Origin of the sequence: Cupriavidus sp. 30B13 (genome assembly GCF_049059565.2) — a bacterium.
GTDB lineage: Bacteria > Pseudomonadota > Gammaproteobacteria > Burkholderiales > Burkholderiaceae > Cupriavidus.
The window spans coordinates 986,619-1,006,742 of the sequence record NZ_CP188224.1 but is presented as its reverse complement, the minus strand read 5'-3'; the positions used below and the strand labels follow the sequence as shown (position 1 = coordinate 1,006,742).

General features: G+C 62.8%; 19 protein-coding genes. 8 read left to right on the top strand and 11 right to left on the bottom strand.

Annotation, left to right across the window (positions count from 1 at the left end; all coding sequences use genetic code 11):
* Nucleotides 1–53: 53 nt before the first annotated feature.
* The 7 genes from ACKI2N_RS23810 to ACKI2N_RS23780 all read right to left on the bottom strand — a co-directional run bounded on the left by ACKI2N_RS23810 (nucleotide 54) and on the right by ACKI2N_RS23780 (nucleotide 7,692).
* Nucleotides 54–809, bottom strand: coding sequence for a maleate cis-trans isomerase family protein (locus tag ACKI2N_RS23810; protein WP_420998246.1), 756 nt, complete (start codon nucleotides 807–809; stop codon nucleotides 54–56).
* Nucleotides 810–864: 55 nt separating this feature from the next.
* Complete coding sequence (locus ACKI2N_RS23805; protein ID WP_420998247.1) at nucleotides 865–1,332, bottom strand: acyl-CoA thioesterase; 468 nt, start codon at nucleotides 1,330–1,332, stop codon at nucleotides 865–867.
* Nucleotides 1,329–2,513 carry an FAD-dependent monooxygenase gene (locus tag ACKI2N_RS23800; RefSeq protein ID WP_420998264.1) on the bottom strand — a complete coding sequence of 395 codons (1,185 nt, stop codon included), beginning with the start codon at nucleotides 2,511–2,513 and terminating at the stop codon, nucleotides 1,329–1,331. Before ACKI2N_RS23800 ends, ACKI2N_RS23805 begins: the two co-directional genes overlap by 4 nt.
* Nucleotides 2,513–3,373: a VOC family protein gene (locus tag ACKI2N_RS23795; RefSeq protein ID WP_420998248.1), complete on the bottom strand. Its 861-nt coding sequence runs from the start codon at nucleotides 3,371–3,373 to the stop codon at nucleotides 2,513–2,515. The genes ACKI2N_RS23800 and ACKI2N_RS23795 overlap by 1 nt, the downstream gene beginning before the upstream one ends.
* A gap of 1 nt (nucleotide 3,374) precedes the next feature.
* Nucleotides 3,375–5,102 (bottom strand): AMP-binding protein, encoded by a 1,728-nt coding sequence (locus ACKI2N_RS23790; RefSeq protein WP_420998249.1) that lies wholly within the window; start codon nucleotides 5,100–5,102, stop codon nucleotides 3,375–3,377.
* A gap of 78 nt (nucleotides 5,103–5,180) precedes the next feature.
* Complete coding sequence (locus tag ACKI2N_RS23785; RefSeq protein WP_420998265.1) at nucleotides 5,181–6,368, bottom strand: alpha/beta hydrolase; 1,188 nt, start codon at nucleotides 6,366–6,368, stop codon at nucleotides 5,181–5,183.
* Between the two features lie 175 nt (nucleotides 6,369–6,543).
* Nucleotides 6,544–7,692 (bottom strand): porin, encoded by a 1,149-nt coding sequence (locus ACKI2N_RS23780; protein ID WP_420998250.1) that lies wholly within the window; start codon nucleotides 7,690–7,692, stop codon nucleotides 6,544–6,546.
* Nucleotides 7,693–8,061: 369 nt separating this feature from the next.
* Between ACKI2N_RS23780 and ACKI2N_RS23775 the strand changes: the two genes are divergently transcribed.
* Nucleotides 8,062–8,262: a DUF3606 domain-containing protein gene (locus tag ACKI2N_RS23775; protein ID WP_420998251.1), complete on the top strand. Its 201-nt coding sequence runs from the start codon at nucleotides 8,062–8,064 to the stop codon at nucleotides 8,260–8,262.
* Nucleotides 8,263–8,296: 34 nt separating this feature from the next.
* Here ACKI2N_RS23775 and ACKI2N_RS23770 read toward each other — a convergent pair whose 3' ends face one another.
* Nucleotides 8,297–8,578, bottom strand: a complete 282-nt coding sequence (locus ACKI2N_RS23770; RefSeq protein ID WP_420998252.1) for a hypothetical protein — start codon at nucleotides 8,576–8,578, stop codon at nucleotides 8,297–8,299.
* A 298-nt stretch (nucleotides 8,579–8,876) separates the two neighbouring features.
* Here ACKI2N_RS23770 and ACKI2N_RS23765 point away from each other — a divergent pair, with 298 nt between their 5' ends.
* Both ACKI2N_RS23765 and ACKI2N_RS23760 read left to right on the top strand, forming a co-directional pair.
* Nucleotides 8,877–9,212 (top strand): hypothetical protein, encoded by a 336-nt coding sequence (locus ACKI2N_RS23765; protein ID WP_420998253.1) that lies wholly within the window; start codon nucleotides 8,877–8,879, stop codon nucleotides 9,210–9,212.
* Between the two features lie 329 nt (nucleotides 9,213–9,541).
* A complete protein-coding gene (locus tag ACKI2N_RS23760) occupies nucleotides 9,542–11,713 on the top strand; it encodes a KAP family P-loop NTPase fold protein (protein WP_420998254.1) in 2,172 nt (723 codons plus the stop codon).
* A gap of 629 nt (nucleotides 11,714–12,342) precedes the next feature.
* Here ACKI2N_RS23760 and ACKI2N_RS23755 read toward each other — a convergent pair.
* Together ACKI2N_RS23755 and ACKI2N_RS23750 are read right to left on the bottom strand one after the other, a co-directional pair.
* Nucleotides 12,343–13,077 carry an HNH endonuclease gene (locus ACKI2N_RS23755; RefSeq protein WP_420998255.1) on the bottom strand — a complete coding sequence of 245 codons (735 nt, stop codon included), beginning with the start codon at nucleotides 13,075–13,077 and terminating at the stop codon, nucleotides 12,343–12,345.
* A gap of 516 nt (nucleotides 13,078–13,593) precedes the next feature.
* Nucleotides 13,594–14,031 (bottom strand): Rrf2 family transcriptional regulator, encoded by a 438-nt coding sequence (locus ACKI2N_RS23750; protein WP_420998256.1) that lies wholly within the window; start codon nucleotides 14,029–14,031, stop codon nucleotides 13,594–13,596.
* Between the two features lie 83 nt (nucleotides 14,032–14,114).
* Here ACKI2N_RS23750 and ACKI2N_RS23745 point away from each other — a divergent pair, with 83 nt between their 5' ends.
* The 4 genes from ACKI2N_RS23745 (at nucleotide 14,115) to ACKI2N_RS23730 (ending at nucleotide 17,863) form a co-directional block, all read left to right on the top strand.
* Complete coding sequence (locus ACKI2N_RS23745; protein WP_420998257.1) at nucleotides 14,115–15,089, top strand: alpha/beta fold hydrolase; 975 nt, start codon at nucleotides 14,115–14,117, stop codon at nucleotides 15,087–15,089.
* 550 nt (nucleotides 15,090–15,639) lie between these two features.
* Nucleotides 15,640–16,068 (top strand): hypothetical protein, encoded by a 429-nt coding sequence (locus ACKI2N_RS23740; protein ID WP_420998258.1) that lies wholly within the window; start codon nucleotides 15,640–15,642, stop codon nucleotides 16,066–16,068.
* Nucleotides 16,069–16,450: 382 nt separating this feature from the next.
* On the top strand, nucleotides 16,451–17,227 hold the full coding sequence (locus ACKI2N_RS23735; RefSeq protein ID WP_420998260.1) for a hypothetical protein: 777 nt from the start codon (nucleotides 16,451–16,453) through the stop codon (nucleotides 17,225–17,227).
* A 312-nt stretch (nucleotides 17,228–17,539) separates the two neighbouring features.
* The gene (locus tag ACKI2N_RS23730; protein WP_420998261.1) at nucleotides 17,540–17,863 is read left to right on the top strand and encodes a hypothetical protein; all 324 of its coding nucleotides are present in this window, start codon (nucleotides 17,540–17,542) and stop codon (nucleotides 17,861–17,863) included.
* A 281-nt stretch (nucleotides 17,864–18,144) separates the two neighbouring features.
* Here the strand turns inward: ACKI2N_RS23730 and ACKI2N_RS23725 are convergent, their stop codons facing one another.
* Complete coding sequence (locus ACKI2N_RS23725) at nucleotides 18,145–18,630, bottom strand: MerR family transcriptional regulator (protein ID WP_420998262.1); 486 nt, start codon at nucleotides 18,628–18,630, stop codon at nucleotides 18,145–18,147.
* A gap of 82 nt (nucleotides 18,631–18,712) precedes the next feature.
* Between ACKI2N_RS23725 and ACKI2N_RS23720 the strand changes: the two genes are divergently transcribed.
* Complete coding sequence (locus ACKI2N_RS23720) at nucleotides 18,713–20,008, top strand: NADH:flavin oxidoreductase/NADH oxidase family protein (protein WP_426990939.1); 1,296 nt, start codon at nucleotides 18,713–18,715, stop codon at nucleotides 20,006–20,008.
* Nucleotides 20,009–20,124 lie beyond the last annotated feature (116 nt).

Sequence of the window (20,124 nt, the reverse complement as noted above, 5' to 3'; positions counted from 1 at the left end):
TGGCCGCCTCTGCGGGCGGCTGCGATGAAGCGTTGCGGATGAAGCCGTGGCCGTCAAGCGAGGCCCGTCCGGCTGCCGAGGTAGGCGCCGGCATGCGGCGCCACCGCTTCGATGCCGAGTCGGCGCATCATCTGGCGCGCGGTGCAGACCGCCGTGGACGTGACCGGGATGCCGAGCGCGAGTTGCGCGGGCTCGATCGCCGGCAGCGACGGCATCTGCACGCAGGCGGAAAGCACCACCGTATCCACGCCGGCGGTGTCGAGCCGCCTGACGTCCTCCAGCAATTGCATCGGGTCCCGCTCGCCGACCGCGAGGTTGTCGAGAATCGAGAAGTTCAGCACATCCTTGACCTCGATGCCCTCGCTCTCCACGTACTCGACCACCGTGCGCGTGAGCGCGTCGCTGTATGGCGCCAGCAGCGAGATGCGCCGCGCGCCGAAGTCCTTGAGTTCTTCCACCAGCGCGCCCGCGGAGGTCATGATGGCCGGCCGGTACGGCACGCCCTCGATCGCCGCGAGCAGGTCCTCGACCACCCGGCGGTGATAGCCCTTGCCCATGCACATGGTGGCCACCAGGCATGCGGTGCTCATGACGTCCACGCGCGCGTCGGCCAGTTCCAGCGCGCAGCGGCCCATGTCCTGGTTCATCCGCGCCAGCTCCTCCGCCACCACCCGGTGCATGCGCACGCGGCTGGCGTGGAACGAGAACCGCTCGGCAAGCACCTGCATGCGGCCGGCGAAGATGGCCGGCACCTCGCGCTCCATGGTGATGTTGGAGCTGGGAACGATCTGTCCGATTCTGTATTGCATGATGTCGTGAATGTGATGCGCGGTTATGCGGTTATGCGGTTATGCGCTTATGCGGTTATGCGCTTTCTGCCGCGTGGCCCGCGGTGCGCTGGAAGGCCGCGAGCGCCGCGCGCAGCGAATCCGGGACCGGCGTGCCGACACGCTCGTCCAGCCGCACGCAGATCGGCGAGAACATGGCGTCGAACACCGGCGTGCCGTCCGGGCGGCGCGCCAGGCAGCGGATGTCGTAGGAGCGCGTGCGGATGGCCTCCACCCAGCATTCGATGTCGATCACGTCGTCCGGCCACAGCGTGCCGATGAATTCGAAGCGCATGCCCTTGCAGGGCGTGCCCACGCCGTGCACGGCACCCAGCCGCCCGGCGCCGCCGGCCAGGTGGTCCGAGAACAGGCCGACCGCGCCGAGCAGGTAGTCGGTGAAGCGGCCGGTATAGACCACGCCGGCCGGGTCGCAGTCGCCCCAGCGGACCACGCGGCGCACCACGAAGGGCTGCTCGCTGAGCACGTACTCGGTGGCGCGCATCATGGCTGCGTCGCGGCGGACCCGCCCATGCCACCCATGCCACCCATGCCACCCACCCCGCCCGCGGCCAGCTCGGCCATCAGGCTGGGATACTGCTCGCGCAGGCGGTTGAGGTCCACGCGGCCGGTGCGCGTCATGAAGCGCAGCACGAACTCGTGCGGCGTGGGCAGCTCCATCCATTCGCGGATGCGCTCGTACCAGTTGTACGAGGCCTCCGACGCGCTGATCAGCTTGGCCTTCTCCGGGCGGCGCACTTCGTCGTAGCGCCGCAGCGCCGCCGGCACGTCGCCGGGGAACGCGACCACTGCGTCGGCCAGCGCGATGGCGTCCTCCATCGCGATGCGCGTGCCCGAGCCGATCGAGAAATGCGCGCTGGTCAGCGCGTCGCCGATCAGCACCTGGTTGCCGCAGTGCCAGGTCTGATTGACGATCACCGGGAACTGGCGCCACACGGAATTGTTGGACACCAGCTTGTAGCCGCCCAGCTCGGCGGCGAAGATCCGCTCGAACAGCGCCTGGCGCGCCTCCTGCGGCATCGCCTCCATGCCGAAGTCGGTCCAGGTCTGGTGATCGCACTCGGCCACGAAGGTGCTCATGGTGTCGGAGTACGGGTAATAGTGCGCCACGAAATAGCCGCCCTCGTATTTGCGGAACACCAGCGCCGGGTTGGCGAACGCCTTCTCCACGCCGTACCAGGCGAAGTGGTTGGTCAGGTTGCGCCGCGTGGTGCCGAAGCCCGCCTCGTTGGCCGCGCGCAGCAGCGAATTCACGCCGTCGGCGCCCACCACGAGGTCGGCGTCGAGCGCGGCGAAATCCGTGATGCGCGTGTGGTAGGCAATGCGCACGCCCAGCTCGCGCGCGCGCGCCTGCAGGATCGCCAGCAGCCGGATGCGCGGGATCGCGCCGCCGCCCGCGCCCGGGCGCTTCATGGTGATCGGGTGCTCGTGGCTGACGATGGAATGCCGATCGCTGAAGCGCATGGCCCCGGCCAGCGCGTCCACCACCGTGGGCGACGCCGCCCGCAGGCTGGACAAGCCGGTGTCGGCCAGCACCACGCCGAAGCCGAAGGTGGCATCCTCCGGGTTCTGCTCGTAGATGTCGATCTCCACCTCCGCCAGACGCTCCTTGAGCAGGATGGCAAGAAACAGCCCCGACGGGCCGCCGCCGATGATCGCGACCTTCATCATGCCTCCCCTGGCGAAATCAGCAAGGCATCCATGTCGAACTGCTCGATGCGCCCCGCCAGGCCGCCGGTCAGCGCGCCGTACCAGACCGCCGGCTTGAAGCCGAGCGCCTTGCGCCGCAGCGCGATGTGCGGGCTGCCGTCGATGCGCACATAGCCGTTGCCCAGCGCCGTGGCGGTGTAGCCCTCGGTGCCGCGCGCCACGTCGATCAGCGCGGCGAACTCCGGCACGTCCAGCACGTAGACCGAGGCCTTGCCGCTCGGCTGCGGCGCGGCGCCGATGCGCGCGGCCTTGCGCTGCCACACGGGCTCGATGGAGCCGAAGCCCGCGCCCTCCTCCTCCAGCTCGATGGCGGCGTCGATGGTGAGCTGCGCGTCGCGCGCGTCCGCCGCGCTGAACGGGCGCACCTGCCAGGTGATCTCGATCGGGTAGCCGTTGGGGTCGTTGAAATAGATCGACTCGATGACCTCGTGGCGGATCTGGTAGCGCAGCGCAATGCCCACCGCCTCCACGCGCTGGCGCCATTGCAGCAGCTCGGCCTCGTCGCGCACGCGCCAGGCGGTGTGGGTGGCGCGGTCCTGGTAGTGCTCGCGCACGGTCAGCCAGTCCGGCCGCTCGGTGCCGATGTAGTAGAAGAAAGCGATGGTGCTGCCGTTGCCGCTGTCGAAGAAGAAGTGCAGGAAATCGGCATGGTTGTCCGGGCCCCAGCCCTTCGCCGAGATCGCGTGCACCAGCGGCAGGCCCAGCAGGTCGCGGTAGAAGTGCACGGTCTCGCCCAGCTTCCAGGTCGGGCGCGCGGTGTGGTGCACGCCGTGCAGTTGCACGGACGGCGCCGCGCCAAGGTTTTTCGCTTCTGTCATGTCACTTCCCTTCGGTTGTGGTGCTTGTCTTGCCAATCGCGCTGCCGGTGCCGCCGGCCGCCTCGGCCTCCAGCGCCTGGACGATCTGCTCGCGCAGCAGCGCCTTGCTCAGCTTGCCCGAGGCCGTGAGCGGAAATTCGCGGACGACTTCCAGCCGCTCCGGCCACTTGAACTTGGCCAGCCCGGCTTCCTGCAGATACGCCGTGAGCTGCGCCAGCGTGAGGTCCGTGGCCGGCGGCTTCGGGATGACGAAGGCGCACACGCGCTCGCCGTACACGCGGTCGGGCATGCCCACCACGGCGCAGGCCAGCACCATCGGGTGCAGGTTGATGACGTTCTCCAGCTCCTCGGCGTTGATCTTCTCGCCGCCGCGGTCCACCACGTCCTTGATGCGCCCGCAGAAGAAGTAATAGCGCTTGCCCTCGACCACGCGGGACGACATCAGGTCCCCCGAGCGGTAGAAGCCGTCCGCGGTAAAGCGGGTGACGTCCTCCTTCTCCGACTTGTAGTAGCCGCGGATGGTGTACGGCCCGCGGAACAGCGCCTCGCCCACCTCGCCGTCGGCCACCGGGTCCTCGGTGCCGGGGTGGACGATCTTGACTTCGTCGTGGGCGCAGACCGGGCTGCCGACGGAGGTATCGCGAATCTCCTGCGGGTCGTCGCGGCGCGCGAACATGATCACGCCCTCGGTCATGCCGAAGATGTGGTGGGCCGGCGAGCCGGTCAGCCGCGTGAGGCCGGCGGCATTCTTCGGCGCGACGAAATTCCGGCGCGCGCGGCCCGCCGCGTCCGCGCGGGCGAGCTCCGGCGCAATGCGCGTGAGGATCGGGCCGGCCACGCCGAACCACGTCGGCTGGTAGTTGCGCACCAGCGCCCGCAGGCTCTCCTCGCCGATGTCCGGCGTCACGGTCACGGTGGCGCCGGTCAGCAGGAACGGGCCGAAGAAGCAGCCCATGTTCAGGTTGTGCATGTACGGCGTGGGGAAGAACAGCACGTCCTGCGCCGTGTAGCCGTTGCAGGCGGCCACGGCCCGCATGTTGTAGAGGTACTCGTTGTGAAAGCGCGGAATGATCTTGGGCACGCCGGTGGTGCCGCCCGAGAGCTGGAACACGGCGGCCTGGAACGGGTCATGCCTGACGTCGGCGAGCACGGCGCGGGCGCGCTCGGGCGGCATCCCCTCGATCAGGTCCGCCAGCAGCACGGCGCGCCCGCGGCGCGTGCCGCGCGCCTGCAGGATGTGGGCGAAGCTGGGCACTTCGGCCTGCATCTCCTCGGCAAAGGCCACGTCGTCGAACTTCGGGTCGTCGCCTTGCACGAAGTGCAGGCGCGCCTCGCACAGGTTGCCCAGGTAGCCGATCTCCAGCTTGCGGAACGCCTGCAGCGAGCACAGCGGGATGATGCCCGCCTTGAGGCAGCCGAAGAAGGCCAGCAGCAGCTCGTTGCAGTTGCCGCACTGGAACACCGCGCGGTCCAGCGGCTTCAGGCCCAGCGCCAGCAACGCCGCGCCGAGGCGGTCGGTGCGCTCGTCCAGCTCGCCATAAGTGATGTCGCCCTCGGGCCCGGCCAGCGCCACGCGGCCGGCATGCTGCCGGAACGACGCCTGGAAGCCGCCAGTCAACGTCTCCTGCGTCAGCACGCCCTCGGCGACGTAGCGCCAGAGGCGCTGCTCGTCCGGGTATCTCACGCCCGCCAGCGGCTCGGCGGGGCGCACGGTTCGAATCTGCTGCATGTTCTGTCTACCTTGTCTGTTTTTTCTCGCGGGCGCCGGCGATGGCGAGAGCGCACCGCGTTGCCCGCATTGTTGCGCCTACGCCATCGTTTCGCGCAACCACGCCACGATGTGGCGCCCGGCGACGAGCTGGCCCGGTTCCTCGTCGCGGCTCAGCGCCATGCCGTGGTGGTTGCCGCGCACGCGGATATGGTGCTTGTGCTCGCTGGGAATCTGTCGATAGATCGCCTCGATGTCCGCCGGGAAGGTGCACTGGTCGCCCGTGTATTCCAGCAGCAGCGTGGGCTGGTGGACCGCGCCGAGCGTCTTGTCCAGCGCCGCGTTGGACGCCAGCCCGGACCACGTCGACAGCCATGACTCGGGCGTCACCACGCGCGCAAAGCCCACGCTGCCCCAGTTGGAGACGAACGGGTCCTTGCCCCACAGCGAGCCGGTCTTGCGGTCCGACGGATCGAGCGAGATGTCCCACGAGCGCAGGTCCGCATCCGTGCGCCAGACCTCGAACACCGGCGCGTGCGCGGCGAGGCGGCGGTCTTCGTCCGCGCCGCTGCCCGCCTTGAGGCGCTGCCGCGCCTCGTGCTTGGCGCGCAGCATCTGCCGCGCGCGCGCGTCGATGCGCGCCACGCGCTCGGCCTGCGCCTGCCGGTAGCGCTGCACGAACGCCGGCGCATACTGCCCGCGCCCGCTGGCGGCATCGAAGCCGTTGGCGGCGGAGAACGGATCGAGCGACGGGTCCGTCTGCATGGGATCGTCCTCGTCGACGACCGAAGGGTCGAGCCCGCTCATCAGCAACTTGCCCTGCCCCGGGTGCGGCGACACCAGGATGATGCCGTCGGCCTCCGGCATGTGCAGTTCGCCCAGGTTGGTGGGACGGCCGCCCGGCGTGCGAGCAATGCGCAGCTCGCGCGGCGTCAGCGCCTGCTGGTTGTAGAAGGTGTAGAGCCCGGCGCCGCCCGAGTTGCCGAGCAGGACGATGCGCGCGTAGCCCAGCTCGCGCAGGTGCGACATGCCCGCCGCCACGTCGAACAGCGCGATCTCGTGCTCCAGCCGCAGGTCGTTGCCGATGGAGCGCGGCCCCTGCACCCAGCAGGCGCAGCCGGCGTCCAGGATGAACGGCACGAGGTAATGCGTGATCGCCATCTCGCGCGGATGCATCAGGCAGACCACGGTCTTCTCCGCGCCCGTCACCGTGAACAGGAAGCCCAGCGTGCGCTGGCCGTCCGCGGTGCCCAGCGCGTAAGGCACCATCTGATAAGGGCGCGCCATCAGCCTTGCGTCCCACGACGCCCCCCGCATGCCCGCAGTCACCTGCGCCTTGCCGTTGTCTGTCACGACGTCTCCTTTTGCATCTTCTCGTTTAAATGCCACCATCTCAATAATCTAGGCTTCATTTGATATGCTGTCAATTAATAACGCACCGCGGGCCGGCGAACCGCGCGCCTCAGAACTTATGGCGGATGCCCAGCGCAACGCCGAGCATCGCGTTCCTGCCGTTGGCCAGCGCGTAGCTGTTGCCCAGCGACAGGCTGTTGGCAAACCCGATCGACGCGGAATCCAGCATCAGCCCGGCATTGCGCGCATAGGCCGTGGTCACGTAGACATCGGTGCGCTTGGACAGGTTGTAGTCCGCGATCAGCGAGACCTGCCACGGATTGGCCACCTGGCTGCTGCCGTACAGGTTCTTGAGATTGTCATAGTCGTACTCCACGGTCAGCCCGAAAGCCGGCGTGACCTGATAGATGGCGCCCACCCAGTAGAAATCGTCGCGCCCGGCCAGCGTGCCGTTCTGGTCCCGGTTCTGCCCCCAGCGGTAGCCGCCCATGATCCGCGCCTGCCCGAACGCATAGCTTGCCGCCGCCACCGCCTTCTTGACCGTGCCGCTGCCCGCGCCGATGGTCGGGTTGAACTGGTCATAGCCCAGCGTCATGCTCAACGGCCCGGCGGAATACGCCGCCGACACGCCATAAGCGCTGTCGCGCCGGAACTGCCCCGGCACCTCGCCATTGCCGCCGATTGCCGTGCCCGCGGCCGCCACCTGCGGCAACGCCAGCCCGATGCCGAACGACCAGTGCGCCACCGCCGTGAGCGGGCCGAACGTGCCCGTGTACTTCACCACGTTGTCCTCGCGGAAGTTGGCGCCCGTGAGCATCACGATCGGCTCGTACTGCGTCGCGAAGTACGCCGGCACGAAGTTGGCGATGTTGTCGAACAGCGAGGTGTACTGCCGCCCCAGCGTGATCTGGCCGTACTGCGCGCTCTGCAAGCCCACGTACGCCTGGCGGCCGAACAGGCGGCCGCTCTGCTGCGTGGTGCCGGTATCCAGGTTGAACCCCGTCTCCAGCACGAACAGCGATTTCAGCCCGCCACCCAGATCCTCCACGCCGCGCAAGCCCCAGCGCGAGCCGGACAAGCCGCCGGAACTCAGCCGGTACACATTGTTGGACGCCCCCGGATTGAAGCCATTGGCCGCCGTCGGCACCACGCCCGCATGATTGACGAACTCCAGGTTCATGTCCGCCACGCCATACAGCGTCACCCCCGACTGCGCCCACGCCGCGCCCGAACCGGCAAGCAGGCAAGCCAACGCCATCCGTCCGTACCGCCCATATCGCCCATACCGTCCGTACTGCCCATGCCGCCCGTACTGTCTGCACTTCATGTCTGGTCTCCTCCTTTGATTTATGTTTTGTCCGCGCCTGCTGCCGTCCCCATCCGCCACTCATATTGATAGTATGGCAATTAATGTAGGTTAATTTTGACAGGCACTCAATTTATGGTTTTCCCGGATACGGGCGACGCGCAGTTCCAAGCCCGCCCAGAGCCCGGGCGATGAAAGCGCCCCGCACGGTGGCCAGTGCACTGAAGGGAAGCACTTCGACGATATCCGCCGCGCGCGGGCGGCTACAATGCAAGGCGCGACGAGGCCTCCGGCGAGGCCCGCAACCGCCCGGAGAACCGCATGCCTCACGATCCAAGACACTTCAGGCCCCTGGACCCGGGCCGCGTGAACACCATGGACGGCGTGGAACTGCAATACTGGTGCGCGGAACTCAACTGCACGCCCGCCGAACTGCAGGAAGCCGTGGCCAGCGTGGGCGACCACATCTCCGCCGTGCGCGCCCGGCTCGAAGCGCTGTACCCCGACAGGCGGCACGGGTAAGCCCCGGCCGCCCGCGGTACGGCTCAGCGGCCGGTCAGGGCAGCGCCTGCTGCGCGTGCGGCGCAACCATCTCGCTCAGCACCAGCGTCTCCTGCGCCAGCCCGGCCGCCAGCGACAACAGCCGGCCGTGCAGCTCCGCCGCCGGATTGTTCCCGCCCGACGCGGCGTAATCGCTCGCCACCGACAACAACGCATGCAACTGCGCCGCCTTCTCGGCAGCCAGGCTCAGCGGCGGCTCGCACGGCATGTGGGCGGTCACGAACATGTCGGCACCGGTGTGCTCGACGGTGATGCCCTGGCGGGTGTGCTTAGGCATGGGTGGCCTCCGCTTGGGGGATGGGCGGGTGGGCGGGGGTGGTGAGGGATAGATAGTGCCCGGGACGGGCGAACGAAGACTTTGGCATGACTGCCTCCTGCGTTAGCGATATGGAAAACGCCGCCTTGCGACGGCTCTCTCGCCTACGTTTTCAGGCTGTCATTCCTGGTCACGGCTGTTTCTGCGACTTGAAAAGTATAGCCATCCAGTTGGCCGCTTACAACATACCGAGGGGCGCCCATACCTCCCCCAGTGCCGGCCTGCTAATTTAGAGGCTCGAACCACGCGAAGGACACGCATGCCCAAGCAACAACACCCCTGGACCCGACACGCCGCCGCCATCGCACTCGCCACCCTCATCGCAGGCTGCGCCGCCCAATCTCCCATGACGCCTATCCCCAACCCCGGCCCCCAAGGCGCCCGTGGCACCGCTGAAGGCTGCCAGGCCGACAAGCTCGGCGACGACGCACTGATCGGCAAGACCGAAGCTGATGCCATCGCCCTGCTCCAGGGCTGCGCGTGGCGCTTCGGTAATCGCGAAGGGCAGCATATGCCCGGGACAATGGATTACAACCCGCAGCGGCGAACGTTGGATGTTAAGGATGGGAAGGTGGTGGGGATTAGGCGGGGGTGAGGGATGGGGATAGTTGCTGGGTGAGGATGGCTGATATCGGCCAGTTTGAGTCAGTCGCCCTTGGATCGTTAAGGACAGCGTTGGCCGCCTTGCAGCCGTCCGATCCGCGACAAGCAAGGGCCGTAACCGCCTAATAAGAGCCGCTCGACTCTTGCTCTAGAATGATCGCTGCGGTTTAGGGACATTCTTCGGGTCGGCGGCCCTTGGGAGTCAGCGTGATCCTATAGAAACTATCATGGAGCTCGAACGAAGACTCACCGTGGGAACATCTGTGCCATTTTCCTCTTCACTTGAACGGTAAGCGTTCAAGTAACCACTGAGAAGTGAGCATGAAAGTACCAACCTACAGTCCAGACCGCCCCGCTGAACTTGACGCACTCGGACGCAAGCAATTCGCGAGGCACCTCGCTAAAGCACTTCTTTCAGTTAGCGCAAATGAGGGTTTAGTTGTCGGAATCGAAGGCGGATGGGGAACGGGGAAAAGCACAGTAATCGGCTTCGTGAAGACGGAATTGGACGCATGCAGCGATGCAGCGACAAAAGCAACTGTTGTTGAGTTTAACCCTTGGATGGTCAGTAACACTGGAGCGCTCATCGACGCGCTGGTGACGCAGATCGCTGCCACGATCAACTTTGATGCAGGCACTCCCGCGAAAGCAATCAAGGCTGGAGAGAAGCTACTCGGCTACATTGGACTGATCAGGCATCTCAAGTACCTCAAGTACGTGCCAGGAACCACGTTTGCAGGGAATATCGCTGAGGACATTGCCGAGATTGCCGATACCGCCGCCGACGCCACGAAGGAAGCAGGTGACGCGCTCAGTGACGTGAAGAAATTGCTACCGGCACTGGATCTCGCGAAAAAGAAGGCAGAGGTCGCCAAAGCCTTGCGTGATCTTGATCGCCCAATAGTAGTGATTGTGGATGACGTCGACCGACTTCCTGCGGACGAGATCCGTACGCTGGTCCAGGTAATCAAAGCAGTCGCCGATTTTCCAAGGACGACCTACCTTGTAGCTTATGATCGAGACGTTGTGGCGACGGCCCTTGGGAACGGTAATGCCACTTCGGGCCAGTCTTACCTCGAGAAGATTGTCCAAGTGGCTTACCCGATCCCACCGCTGTTTGAGTATCAACTAAGAAATTTCGTAGACAAGCAGCTACGGGCCCTATTCTCGACACTTAACATCGAGCTTAGAGACTTCGAAACATTCAGCTACCCGAAGGCGGCAACTCTTCTTACTCGGCTTGCTCGGCATCCGAGAGATGTGGTCCGCCTTATGAATCGTCTTATGTTGAGCCTTCCAGCTACGAAAAATGAGGTGAATGTCACGGATGTTCTTGTGTTTGAGGCCATCTCACAGCGTTTTCCGCAGATCCGAGAGAGCGTCCACTGCCACCCGACTGATTTCACGGGACATGCGTTCCGCGGCGACTCTGGCTTCGAAGATGAGGACTTCGATTGGGCCCAATGGGCTAGACTTGAGGCCGACCGGGAAAGCGATCAACCTGCATGGGCAAAATATCTTCCTAAACAGGAACCCGACCTAACAGTAGCCACGAAGGCTTGCGCGTTCCTGTTTTCGGATAACCCTCGAAATCACGATCGCGTACCCGAGGATGAACTACATTTAGCAGATCCCGATCGGTTGGCACGCTATTTCCGTATGATGTCCCTTGAAAATGTCCCCGAAGTCAGCGACATTCACAGGAAACTGCAACAGCCAGACCTTCTTACCGAAGCGGTTGTGAACATCGAGATCCCGGAGCTGGTTTTCTTACTCGAATGGATTTACAGTTACCTTCCCTCATGCACTGCACCGGATTTGATAGGATGTTCGGTAGTCTTTGTCGAGCGCGCCATACAGGCCGAATTTGCTTCGGAACTGACAAAAGATTTGGCGGAACTCTTTGCGAAGGTCCTGGCGCGGCTAGTGAGGAAAGCCGGTGCGGGAACTCAAAAGAACGACTGCTTTAAGCAGATCGTTGTCAAAGCTCCACTCTCCATAGCGGAGAGCGTGCTGCTCGAAGCTGCTGCCGAGCAAGGAAAATGGATCATACGACCGGATCTAGTCAAAAACATGGAGGCTCAACTGGTGGGCGACGGCAGCGTAGTCGACAAAGCGTTAGCATCTTGGTCGGATAGGGTCAGAGATTCCGTCTCCTTGGACAAACTCGCCAAGGAGCCGAGGCTGCACGCGATACTCCACCGCTTCGCTCAGTTGAATTTCGCGTACGAAGAGATGTTCGCCGCAGTGAACCAGATTTGCTCCACCGACGAAGGGTTGCGGAGGTTTCTTTCGCGCCACGTGAGAAACAGCCCGTTCAATGCACTGGACGAGTACAGTCTTGTGGAAGACGCACAAGCGCTTGCCGACCGAATTAACTCATCGGGTTTACGGGATGAGTATTTGTGGCTAACGTCTCATATTACGTCACCTGAGTTGTCGAACAAAATTAGCGCACAGTCCCTCAGGCTAAAAGGACTGAGACGCGCGTAATTCACGATCGTCCAAGTAAAAATCATTCGCACAATTTCCTGGTGACGCAGGTAGGTGCGTAAGTTCGTAAGCCAGGATTGGAAATGACGGATGGTCGAATGTCTCCTCCTAGCCGCTGGCCCTAGCTGGCAATGCTGCCAACTGGCGACTCTGTAGATCCCGGCCGCCCGGCCGCCACAGGTGGCGCCTCTGCGCGTCAGCTCGGTCCCAGCCTCGAGGTCGGGCCCGGCGTGTTGCCAAACTGGTGGCCCCGGCCCAGATCGGCCGCTGGCTGGCGCCGGCGGCGCTGTGAGGGCACTTCCGAGGCTCCGGTCTCGTGGTGTCCTGCAAGCGCTGGATGGCCGCCTCGTGCACGCTCGGCGATTGTGGCCAATGCCCGATGGCCACGGCGACGACGCCGGCACCGGTGTGCAGTCGGTGGCTGGACCGGTCACAGAATTCTAAGCAGCGCGAGCGGGGGGGGCCGGGCACGCCGCTACAATGGCCTTGCCGGCCCGAAGTGGCCGTTTGAAATCGGCCCCACATTGCGTGCAATCCGCCGTAGAAGTGTATCTCCAGCGCCTCCGTTGCCCGTGCACTGCCGCGATGCCTTAGACGAAACAGCACCCACGATTTCCGGGGTGATTCAATCAATTGGGCATGTAGCGACCGTAGTCTTCCAGCAGATCCTTGTGCAGTTTGTCAATCCGGTGCTGCTCATCCAGTGTAAGCAGGCCACGGTCGTACGCGCGGTGCAGGTCCACGCGAAGCAGAATCCCGTCATCCGCCGTGTTGTCACCGGCCTCCCAGCTCTTACCTTCCAGATGTGCCGCCTCTAGGAGCTCCGGTACGCTACCGCCGGTAATGACGCACTTCGGCATGGGCTGGGCGAACAGCGCCTTTCGAAACGCCTTCTGGTGCAGTCGCCGCTTCACCTGCGCCATCGTGTAAGTGGGGCTGTCGCGGCTGTCCGGGAGACGGGCCTCGGGATCGAAGTATGACAGCGTCACCGGTCCGTTCTGCTTGAGGATTTCCTGAAGACCCCTCTGCTTCCGGCTGCTGAGATCCAGGTCGGTGATTTCGAAGCACTCCACGTCGCCGACGATCAGGGAGATTTGTCCAGTAGGCTCGTCTTTGAAACCGAGGTATGCCCCGAGCCAAAGCCGCTTGTGACGTTCTACGAAGTGAATTGCAAAGCCAGCGCTAGGCGTCACCTGCGCGGGTGGCTTCGGCCAGAAGCCATCCAGCATCTTTCCGGGATGCCGGGGATACGGCCGGTAGTTCTCCTCCGAACTGTCCTTCTTGTTCTTCGTGATAACCGCCTTCAAGCCCAGCGACTTTAAGATGATAAGCATCTCGTCTGCGGTCGTGGAAATTACGCTCATGTTTAACCTCTGTATCTGTGTCTTACCGTCAATCCAAGCGACTTTTGCCCGGGCATTCTAGCGTCTGAGCTATTCGACCGCGCCCCCCCCCAACTTAAGATCGTCTTTTACAGTCATGGGTTGCTCACCGTTGGCGTCGCTGCGAAGGGCCGTGGCCGCTACCCTGGCATTGACTAATCAGCCGGCGGCGCATGCCCGAGAGGGGTGTAATCACAGCGCCATAACTCAGCAGCGCATTTTGTTAAAACCGAGGTGCGTGGTTACCCCCCTCTGACCGGTCGCTTACGCTCAAAAATGAATGCGCCAAGGTCATAGGACAGATGGCCGCTAAGGGTCGGCTACGGAAGTCCGGCCCTGAAGCAAGGCCTAGTGGGAGGCCGATTTCCGGATTCGGCCAAGAAGGGGCATTGACAGCGTTCAAATCAACGGCTGCAGCTGACACCCGTTCGTCCGAGAAGTCGTTGTCAAGCAAGCCCGCGACTTGCCTCCATTGATATCTATTCCATGGCCTCCGAATTAGCTGGTCGTCTTGCCCGACTTTGACGAGGTCACGTCGTGCGCGATCTGCGAGAGTCGCTTTTCGCCAAACAGTTGAAGCAACGCATTTTCTGCTGAACGCAAGGCCTCATTGATGTGCCGATTTACCGCCGCCTCTACCGGGCAATTACGATTGTCGTCAGCCGGGCCGACCGCGAACAATGCGGTGTGCGCGATGGCCACGTAAACGTCTCTCACCGTAAGAGCGTTGAGGTCGCATGCGAGTGCCCAACCTCCGCCTGGACCGCCTGTAGACCTTGCATATCCGGCTTCGCGTAGCGCGGCCATTGTGCGGCGAACAACAACGGGGTTCGTATGCAGCATCTGCGCGATCGTCTCCGAAGTGGTCGCGCCGCCGCGGAGATGCATGTGGATGAGTACGTGCAGAAGTCGAGCCAGCCGGGTATCACGTTGCATAACATTTGAAAATGTGGAAATGAGTAACTTTAGATGTTACGATATGCCGAGACTTTTGTGTCCAACTGTCTCTTCGAGCAAGCATGAGTGCATACCGTCAAACCTACGTTGAAACCAACGGCATCCGCCTGCACGTCGCTGAGCAGGGCGATGGTCCGTTAGTGTTGCTTTGTCACGGCTTTCCCGAGACCTCGCATGCCTGGCGCCACCAGCTGGGGGCACTTGCGCGCGCCGGCTTCCGCGCAGTTGCTCCAGATTTGCGTGGCTACGGATTAAGCGAATGTCCAGCGATGATCGGACAGTACACAGCCTTGGACGTTATTGCTGACCTGGTTGCGCTCGTTGATGTGCTCGGAGAACGCGACGCAGTTGTGGTGGGAAATGATTGGGGCGCAACCATTGCCTGGCAGGCCGCGATGCTTCGGCCCGACCGCTTTCGCGCGGTCGCTGCGCTCGGGGTGCCAATGATGGGCCGCGCGCCGATGGCGCCGAGTCGGCTTTTTCCGCAGACCGACCGGACGTGGTTCTACACACATTACTTTTCCCAACCAGGGTTGGCCGAAACGGAACTTGAGCGTGACGTTGCGGCCACATTGCGCAAGATCTATTTCTCTGCATCGGGCGATGTAGGTGTCCGCGAGGCGAATACACCTAATCCCTTTGGACTTCTGTTACGGAGTGGCGGACTCCTTGACTCTCTGAACGATCCGTCCTCGTTGCCCGCGTGGCTCGCCCCCGCCGACCTGGAAAAATTTGTTCAGGCATTCAGCGTTTCTGGCTTTCACGGCGGCTTGAATTACTATCGCAACCTCGATCGCAACTGGGAGGTGCAAGCCGCTTTCGAGGGCCTGCGCGTCGAGGTCCCGGCGCTTTACCTTGTCGGCGAGCGCGACACAGGGCTGGCAATTCCAGGCATGCACGAGGTCATCGGCGCCATGCCCCATCTCGTGCCAAACCTACGCGCCTCCCAAGTGATTCCGCGAGCAGGGCACTGGCTACAACAAGAGGCACCGGATTTGGTCAACTCCGCATTGATTGCGTTTCTTCGCGGTCTTTGAGTGTGGCCCGGCGTGATCCGACGGTTCAACTGCGGATAGCGGACATTCCGCGCTCAATGAGGAATGTCGGAGACGGCTCGGCTAAAGCCCGTCGCCGCTGGGTTCGCCAGCCGCCCTGGGCAATCGGGCACTTACCGGCCATCTGCGAACCTTGGCGAGCGATTTCGTGTAAACGTTGTGGCGACCGATATGGCTCAGCGACGGAACTCCGACTGCGACCGTATTCGTGACATTTACGATTGAAGCGACAGTCCATCACTCTAAATAAGCATACGGGCTCAGTACAGGCTCTGTCCGCGCCCCTCTGATTGCCCGCCGTGCGACCATGGATCAGTCAAATCGCCATTTCTTGTAGGAGTCGGGATCGACGCGTCGACGGTAGCGCGATTCGCCATACCTTCTGCCACGAGGGACTTTCGCTTACTTCTTGCCGGTTAGCCAGCGAGTACTGTATATTTATACAGTACTCGCCGCACCCCGGATAAGTTGGCTCCTGAAGTCAAGCTCGTGCGGTGCCCGTGCTTTCTCTCCCCTACTTCGAAAGGCAATCATGTTCGTGGACCGCACCGAAATCATTAACGCCGCCAAGGCACTGCGCGCCAGCCAGGAAGAATCCAGGTACAGCAAGCTCGTCGCGCTGGCGAATAAGCAACTCAAGGCAATGCAAACGGCAATCCAGAGGGGCAAGGAAGAATTCGAGACCAGACTGGTACTCGACATCAGCGAAGACAATCCGCAAGCAGCGCTGGAACCGCGGGCGCATCGGCTAGCCGACGACCTCAGATCGCAGGGCTACACCGCAACGGTAACGACGTTTGCCGAGGTCAGCACCGACCGCAAGAACTGGACGCCGAATATCACGGTCGCCATCGGTCTGGGCGACATGGTTTCCGAAGTCGACAATGCGATAGCGAAAGGTACGGTGACCAACGAGACGGAAGTCGCGCTGGCTGGCGAAGCTGCCAATGAAATGGTCTGACAGCAGGCGGGCGATCCGGGATAGGGCCCGGCATCACGGGTTCGTGCACAGGCGCGTGAGTGATGACTGTTCCTACGAAGGAAATCCGCGCGCGATCGCTGCTCGAATCGCGCACAAATGGCTGACTGCTTTTGAGTCTGTCGAGAGACCGCTCGGCGTCGGTGACGAGCAGTGGAGCTCGCTGCACACCGCCAATCCATCGGATAGGCGACGTTCGTGACGCGCGTATAACAGTTTGACTTCTTAATGTTCCAGAAGCGGGGACCGCTAACCGCTTTAGTCCTACGCACATTGACAATAGAACATAATGGATCGAGAAGGATTCATCTACCTCGACATTGAACACCCAGTGGTCGCCTGGAACACTTACAGGGGTGTCCTCATGTCGCGGGAACAGATATGGGCGCAGCACGGACATGGCACCGTATCGCTACGCCTTGCAGGCATTTTTGACTCCGGTAATTTTCAGCGCTTGCAGTCAGAGCTTGCCATCGATGCAATTCGCGGGCTCAATTTCCCCAATGCCGTCTCCCGGCTGTCCGGCATGTTCGTCTTCGATGAGGTCGAGAGCGCGCTTGCTGCCGAACAAGCTGCTTGGGGCGGACACATCAACTCCGACTACTTGACGGACGTTGGGCTCACCTATGGCACTGCAACTCGAGTCGACGCTAACTGGATTACAAAGATGCTCGATGCCGATGCGAATCTTGTTCATGGCTGGGAGCAACTCGCCGTGAAGTACTGGAACGGGGAGGCTTGTGGCGCGACCCCAATCTGGGAGCTCTTGGTGGACGGAAGTGTGACTGTGTGGGGAACTCGTATTCGCAATCGGGCGTATGAGGTCATCCGGTCACGATATCCACAGTCTCTCGGCCTTCTAGAAGAAAGCCGAATAGCTGCACTGCTGGGCTTTTCACTCGGCCACATTTCCTCTTGGCTCACGCGCGAAGGAAATCACGCCGAGCTGGCATTCTATTTGGACAATACGTTGGATGGCGACCCGAGGTACCGTGCTGCAGTGGAACAGTACCTCAGGACTGCTCCACCGGATTCGGTGAATACACGCGCTCTTCTCGCTTCGCCCGATGTGGCGAGGCTTCCTAACCTGACCTCGTATTCCAAGGTACTACCTTTGACTGTCCCGGGATCCATCACTTAGGCTGGGTGATGGCTGCTCCAGGGCTGCGCGTGGCGCTTCGGTAATCGGGAAGGCCAGCATGTGCCTGGGACGATGGATTACAACCCGCAGCAGCGGACGCTGGATGTTAAGGGCGGAAAGATGGTTGGAGTGAGGCAGGGGCGAGGGACGGGGGATATTCGCTTGGTGAGGATGGCTGATATCGGCCAGGAGCGGTCATCGACGGTTTGCTGTCCACTTGGCTTTACAGCGCCTCAATCGATTTTCCTATGTAGAAGCAGTCTAAAATGTAAGCTTGGTCCTGAGATCGACGCGCCTACCCTGGGGGGCTTCATGAATCCACGACGCGTTCACGAACTTATGCGTCAGCATTTTCCATCTGTGGACGCGGCATCAAGAGAATGGATTCATATCATCGCTCCTGATGGTCTTCGCGAACCAGAACTACTGCATCTACTAGAGAGATTTATCCCAGCAGACTTTGTTCTCATCGAAGTACATCGAAAGCTTGGCGACTATATTGCCAGAGATGAGGCTATTAAATTTGCTGCCGCTCACTGGGGTGAAGGCGAGATCCACATAGCCGACCGGGATTTTCGTGGTTTCGTTGTCATTGGCCATAATGGCGTTGCAACTGGTTGGTCCGACAAAAAGTAGCGCCCAGTCCTTCTCTCGTTCGTCCTTTCGGCTTCCTGCGGCGACGGTCCGCTAAGGCTCGTCAGCCGCCCTCCATGTCACCTGGCAATGATTGTCGCCTTAATGCAGATGGAAGCGCCGCCCGTCAAGCGGCCAGCATGCGAGCCGGCCAGTGCCAGCAAGCTGACTCACAATGAGGCAGGAGACGAGGCGATTCCGGCACTGACCAGTTGACCACCCCAGGGCCAGCACCACCAGGCGCCGGCAGCATGGACAGGCGTGGCGAACAGGTTCCCAACCGGCTAGCGGGCCTGGCCCGATCGACGCCCGCCAGCCTCGCCTGGCAGCTTGACTTCGCTGGCCGCCATGGCCGCCCCCTCTTTTTCTTTACCCAGCACGCGCGACAGTACCCGGCGTGCATTGGCGGCACAGTCCATGTCGCCGGGCGTTGCCTCGATGTCTTGAATGAGGGCGACCAGTTGGGCTTTGCTTTGGGCAAGTCTCGCTTCGAGCGCTTCGATATCGTCCACTTTCCGGCGCAGCGCCCCGATCAAGGCCTCGTGCTCCCAGTGTTGCAGATCAGCCGGCAGGAGCGTACGGATTTCATCCAGGCTGAAACCGGCTTTCTGCGCGGTCGTGATCAGTTCCAATGCCAGTACCGCCTCGGGCGGGTAAGTCCGGTACCCATTCGGCCGTCGATCCACTGTCTTCAATAAGCCAGCATGCTCGTAGAAGCGAATGCGCGAACTGGTCAGCCCGGTGCGCTTCGCCAACTCCCCGATATTCAAGTCGGATCTCCTCAAGACTTACTTGACCTTCAACTTAACTTGAAGGTTATGGTGTGTCAAATCCTCGTGATTGGAGATTTCCGTGTCCCTTTTTTCCCGACTGACGCTGCCCTGCGGCGCCATGATCCCGAACCGCATCGCCAAGGCTGCGATGGAAGAGAACATGGCCGACGACGACCATGCGCCCTCGGCCGGACTGCTGCGGCTCTACCAAGCCTGGGCCGAGGGCGAAGCGGGACTGATCATCACCGGTAACGTGATGGTCGACGCCCGCGCCATGACCGGCCCCGGCGGCGTGGTGCTGGAGGATGACTGCCACCTCGACCGCTTCCGGGCCTGGTCCCACGCCGCACGCTCGCGCGGCGCCGGGGTGTGGATGCAGATCAACCATCCCGGCCGGCAGATGCCGGCCGCGCTCGGCCAGGAGACGCTGGCGCCGTCGGCCATCGCGCTGGACCTCGGCAGGCAGTCCAGCCGGTTCCGCATGCCGCGCGAGATGACGGAGCACGACATCGCACAGGTCGAGCGCCGCTTCGTGGCCACCGCGCGCCTGGCGGAGCGCGCGGGATTCACCGGTGTGGAAATCCATGCCGCGCATGGTTATCTGCTGAGCCAGTTCCTGTCGCCCCTGTCGAACCGCAGGCGCGACCGCTGGGGCGGCTCCCTAGAGAACCGCGCGCGCCTGCTGCTTGACATCGTGCGTGGCGTGCGCGCTGCCGTCGCGCCCGGTTTCGCCGTCGCCGTCAAGCTCAACTCCGCCGATTTCCAGCGCGGCGGCTTCTCGCCCGAGGATGCGCGAGCCGTGGTCGAGATGCTCGCTCCGCTCGGCGTCGATCTGGTCGAGCTTTCCGGCGGCAGCTACGAAGCACCGGCGATGATGGGCCCTGGCCGGGACGAGCACACCTTGGCGCGCGAAGCGTACTTCCTCGAATTCGCCCGCGAAATCGCCACGGTGGCGCAGATGCCCCTCATGGTCACCGGCGGCATCCGGCGGCGCGAGGTAGCGCAGAAAGTGATCGACAGCGGCATCGCCATGGCGGGAATCGGTACCGCGCTCGCGATCGAACCGGGCCTGCCCCGCAATTGGCGGCTCGGCCGGCCGGATGTCCCCACGCTCAAGCCGATCACCTGGCAAAACAAGCCGCTCGCCGCCACCGCGCACATGGCGACCGTCAAATACCAACTGACCCGCCTCAGCCGCCAACGGCGCACGGCTCCCGGTGTTTCGCCGGTCTGGGCGCTGATCGTCTCGCAAGCGGACGCCGGGCGCCGCGCTCGCCGCTATCGCCGCTGGATGGAAAGACGGGCCGCCGGGGCCGGGCATGAAGAATTGACCATGCCAAGGAAGACGGATCGGCATCTGGATGCCGGACCTTGAGGTCAATTCCAACCTTGCCGACCCGGTGAAAGCAGTAATTGATCGCGCGATAGGTTGCTGAGAACTGCTCCCGCGTGCCGAGATCGACGGGATTGAGCCGCATTTCGTTTAAATCA

Bases quoted from the DNA above. Each gene is read 5' to 3' on its own strand.
- ACKI2N_RS23810 (WP_420998246.1), bottom strand. From the start codon at position 809: ATGCAATACAGAATCGGACAGATCGTTCCCAGCTCCAACATCACCATG.
- ACKI2N_RS23805 (WP_420998247.1), bottom strand. From the start codon at position 1,332: ATGATGCGCGCCACCGAGTACGTGCTCAGCGAGCAGCCCTTCGTGGTG.
- ACKI2N_RS23800 (WP_420998264.1), bottom strand. From the start codon at position 2,513: ATGAAGGTCGCGATCATCGGCGGCGGCCCGTCGGGGCTGTTTCTTGCC.
- ACKI2N_RS23795 (WP_420998248.1), bottom strand. From the start codon at position 3,373: ATGACAGAAGCGAAAAACCTTGGCGCGGCGCCGTCCGTGCAACTGCAC.
- ACKI2N_RS23790 (WP_420998249.1), bottom strand. From the start codon at position 5,102: ATGCAGCAGATTCGAACCGTGCGCCCCGCCGAGCCGCTGGCGGGCGTG.
- ACKI2N_RS23785 (WP_420998265.1), bottom strand. From the start codon at position 6,368: ATGGCGCGCCCTTATCAGATGGTGCCTTACGCGCTGGGCACCGCGGAC.
- ACKI2N_RS23780 (WP_420998250.1), bottom strand. From the start codon at position 7,692: ATGGCGTTGGCTTGCCTGCTTGCCGGTTCGGGCGCGGCGTGGGCGCAG.
- ACKI2N_RS23775 (WP_420998251.1), top strand. From the start codon at position 8,062: ATGCCTCACGATCCAAGACACTTCAGGCCCCTGGACCCGGGCCGCGTG.
- ACKI2N_RS23770 (WP_420998252.1), bottom strand. From the start codon at position 8,578: ATGCCTAAGCACACCCGCCAGGGCATCACCGTCGAGCACACCGGTGCC.
- ACKI2N_RS23765 (WP_420998253.1), top strand. From the start codon at position 8,877: ATGCCCAAGCAACAACACCCCTGGACCCGACACGCCGCCGCCATCGCA.
- ACKI2N_RS23760 (WP_420998254.1), top strand. From the start codon at position 9,542: ATGAAAGTACCAACCTACAGTCCAGACCGCCCCGCTGAACTTGACGCA.
- ACKI2N_RS23755 (WP_420998255.1), bottom strand. From the start codon at position 13,077: ATGAGCGTAATTTCCACGACCGCAGACGAGATGCTTATCATCTTAAAG.
- ACKI2N_RS23750 (WP_420998256.1), bottom strand. From the start codon at position 14,031: ATGCAACGTGATACCCGGCTGGCTCGACTTCTGCACGTACTCATCCAC.
- ACKI2N_RS23745 (WP_420998257.1), top strand. From the start codon at position 14,115: ATGAGTGCATACCGTCAAACCTACGTTGAAACCAACGGCATCCGCCTG.
- ACKI2N_RS23740 (WP_420998258.1), top strand. From the start codon at position 15,640: ATGTTCGTGGACCGCACCGAAATCATTAACGCCGCCAAGGCACTGCGC.
- ACKI2N_RS23735 (WP_420998260.1), top strand. From the start codon at position 16,451: ATGTCGCGGGAACAGATATGGGCGCAGCACGGACATGGCACCGTATCG.
- ACKI2N_RS23730 (WP_420998261.1), top strand. From the start codon at position 17,540: ATGAATCCACGACGCGTTCACGAACTTATGCGTCAGCATTTTCCATCT.